The sequence below is a fragment of the Bradyrhizobium sp. genome, assembly GCF_049798375.1.
Classification (GTDB): Bacteria; Pseudomonadota; Alphaproteobacteria; order Rhizobiales; family Xanthobacteraceae; genus Bradyrhizobium.
In genome coordinates, this window is record NZ_JBARGP010000123.1 from 1 (window position 1) to 3,058 (window position 3,058).

At 64.4% G+C, this 3,058-nt stretch carries 2 protein-coding genes, 2 pseudogenes and 1 riboswitch; of the genes and pseudogenes, 3 read left to right on the plus strand and 1 reads right to left on the minus strand.

Features of this window, described 5'->3' with window-relative positions; all coding sequences use genetic code 11:
- Window positions 1–130: pseudogene (locus WA702_RS05535) on the minus strand (O-succinylhomoserine sulfhydrylase); the annotation flags it as partial.
- Window positions 131–203: 73 nt separating this feature from the next.
- A riboswitch (SAM riboswitch) is annotated at window positions 204–283 on the minus strand.
- Window positions 284–393: 110 nt separating this feature from the next.
- On the opposite strand from WA702_RS05535, the gene WA702_RS05540 reads away from it, so the two are divergent.
- The 3 genes and pseudogenes from WA702_RS05540 to WA702_RS05550 form a co-directional block, all read left to right on the plus strand.
- Window positions 394–1,500, plus strand: a complete 1,107-nt coding sequence (locus WA702_RS05540; protein WP_425109531.1) for a 2'-deoxycytidine 5'-triphosphate deaminase — start codon at window positions 394–396, stop codon at window positions 1,498–1,500.
- A 23-nt stretch (window positions 1,501–1,523) separates the two neighbouring features.
- Window positions 1,524–2,555, plus strand: a complete 1,032-nt coding sequence (locus WA702_RS05545) for a hypothetical protein (RefSeq protein WP_425109532.1) — start codon at window positions 1,524–1,526, stop codon at window positions 2,553–2,555.
- Between the two features lie 163 nt (window positions 2,556–2,718).
- Window positions 2,719–3,058 (plus strand): annotated as a pseudogene (locus WA702_RS05550) (MATE family efflux transporter); the annotation flags it as partial.

A 3,058-nucleotide genomic window follows, 5' to 3' on the forward strand; every position in this document is an offset into this window, starting at 1 on the left:
CGTAGACGAAGCCCTGGGTCAGGAACAGGCCCTCGGACGTTTCGCCGAATTCGGAGCGCAGGGTGCCGGAATGCACCAGGCGGGTTTCAGGCCGGTATTGAGTCAGTGCGGGAGCGGTGGTTTTGGACATGTGACCTCCATCGTGACCACCTTCGAAAATGGTCACAAAAAAACCGGCCTGGGAATAATTCCTCGAGCCGGGATCACATCTGTCCCCGGCCTGTTTAGCGACTTATTTAACGTGGCTGCAAGCCGGCCGGCTCAAATCACCACGGGATAAGTCGTGCTCTTAATCGCCCGCGACCTTTCCGTCAAGCCGGCCATCGGATAACCGGTGAACGGTCCCATATCAGGGAAGGGCGAGATTGCGCCCCGTCCAAAAAGGATCAGGCCTTGACGTTTCAATTGCCAGCCAACGCCAATGGCATCCTGCCCGACCGCATGATCGCGGCGATGGCCGAGGCTGGCCTGATCATCCCCGCATACGACTTCGTCGAAAGTCAGATCCAGCCGGCGAGTCTGGATTTGCGGCTCGGCGACATCGCCTATCGCGTCCGCGCGAGCTTCCTGCCGGGCCCCGGCGCCACCGTTGCCGAGCGCATCGATGAGCTGAAGCTGCATGAGATCTCGCTGGCCGACGGCGCGGTGCTGGAAACCAACTGCGTCTACATCGTGCCGCTGCTGGAGAGCCTTGCGCTGCCCAAGGACATCGTCGCCGCCGCCAATCCGAAGAGCTCGACCGGGCGGCTCGACGTGTTCACGCGCGTGATCGCCGATGGCACCAGGCGTTTCGACATGATCGGTGCCGGCTATCACGGCCCGCTCTATGCTGAGATCAGCCCGAAGACGTTTCCGGTTTTGCTGCGCGAAGGCTCCCGGCTATCACAGGTCCGCTTCCGTTCGGGCCAGGCGATGCTGGATGCGGATGAGCTCGACGCGCTGCATCAGTCGGAGCGGCTGGTCGATCGCGACGATGCCGATCTGGTCGGCGGCGTCGCGGTATCAGTCGATCTCTCGGGCAAGGATTCAAACGGCTTCGTCGGCTATCGCGCCAAGCGCCACACCGGCGTAGTCGATATCGACCGGCGCGGCGGCTATCTGGTCGATGATTTCTGGGAGCCGATCAAGGCGCGTGCCGATGGCAGCCTGATCCTCGATCCCGGCGAGTTCTATATCCTGGCGTCCAAGGAAGCGGTGCAGGTGCCGCCCGACTACGCCGCGGAGATGGTGCCGTTCGATCCGCTGGTCGGCGAATTCCGCGTGCACTATGCCGGCTTCTTCGATCCCGGCTTCGGCTATGCCGGTGCCGGCGGGCAGGGATCGCGCGCAGTGCTCGAAGTGCGCTCGCGCGAGGTGCCGTTCATTCTCGAACATGGCCAGATCGTTGGCCGGCTGGTCTATGAGAAGATGCTGGCGCGGCCGGATGCGATGTATGGCAGCCGCATCGGCTCCAACTATCAGGCGCAGGGCTTGAAGCTGTCGAAGCACTTTCGGGTGTGAGGTTTTAGATTAGGGAGGGGCGCGTGGACGAGGGCGCGCAACAGGCGCAATGGCGGCAATGGCGCGCCGTCGCCGATCTCTACCACGCTTATTTCACGGGCCTGATCCTGACCGTGGTGACACGACGCAGCGCGGCCGATGCCGCCGAGTTCGTATTTCGCGTCTTCCGCCGTCAGCAGCAGGAGCGTTTTCTTCCCGGCCTCGTCAAGCTCGGCCTCGATCATTTGCCGCCCGCGGTAGCGGCGGCGCAGTATCACTATCTCTCCAACTGGATCGGCGGCGTGCATGTCGAATACATGCACGAGAGCGACCGCAAGGCCTGGATCCGCTATCCGCCGCCGCGCTGGATCTGGCGCGGCACCGCGATCTGCGGCATCCCGAGCGAGGTCTCGCGCGCGATGCTGCGCGGATGGCACGCCAATAACGGCGTGGCGCTCGGCAACCTCAAGCTCGGCTTCGTCTGCACCAAGCAGAGTGTCGATGGCCAGGATGGTCTCGAGGGCTATTATTACGAATATGACCATCCGTTGGAGCTCGATCAGCGCCTGGTGTTCGCTCGCCATTGCGGGGCACCGCCATTCGATCCGAGCACCGCGCCTGCGCTGCCGGTCGCTAGCTGGCCGAAGCCGCGGCTCGAAAAGGCCTACCGCAACTATGCGATGGAATATGTGCGGACGGCCGCGCCAGTGCTGGTGCAGTGGCTGGGACCTGATGAGGCTGGCCATCTGCTGCATCTCACCGGCAGGCTGATCGGCATGCAATATTTCGACGAGATCGCGCGTGCGTTTGATGCCGCGCGGGGTGATGCCGCCGCGTTCAGGGCCTTCGCGCAAGCGCTGTTTGTCGCGCAAGGCGATATAGCGGAGACGCGCGACGGTGCGCTGATCCAGCAGGACTGGCGGCTGATGGCCGATGTCGCCGATGATCATCCGGCCTGCGTCCGGGTGCTCGAAGGCCTGCTCGGTGGCCTCGCGGCCGGCTGCGGTCGCCACATCGCGGTCAACCTGCACACCGCAGCCGGTGGCCGTCCGCCGTTCGCTTGGACGGTGTGCTGAGATCCGTGACCTGCATTCCCGGCAGGCCCCCAATGCGCCGATAAAAGCAGGAAACCGGGAGGGATGTGTTAGGACATTCTCGCGCATCGCAGGCGCCACAACAGAAATCAACTGGCGCGCGAAATTCTGCTGCACAGAATGCGGCGCGCCTTGGGGAGAGACGATGTCCGAGATCGGCGTTGCCGAAATCCCGGTCGATGAAGACGAGCAGCCGCTGCCGCCGCCTGCGGCGCCGCTCAAGAGCGCGCTGACCGACGGGCCGATCCTGCGCACACTGCTGTCGCTCGCCTGGCCGAACGTGATCGCGCTTTCGGCCGGCACCTGTGTGGTGATTGCGGAGACCTCCTATATCGGTCGGCTGGGTATCGAGGCGCTCGCCGCGATGGCGCTGGTGTTTCCGCTCGTCATCCTCGCCATGACCATGTCGGGCGGCGCGATGGGCGGCGGCGTCGCGTCCGCGATCGCACGCGCGCTCGGCGCCGGCGACCAGGAGCGCGCTGCGA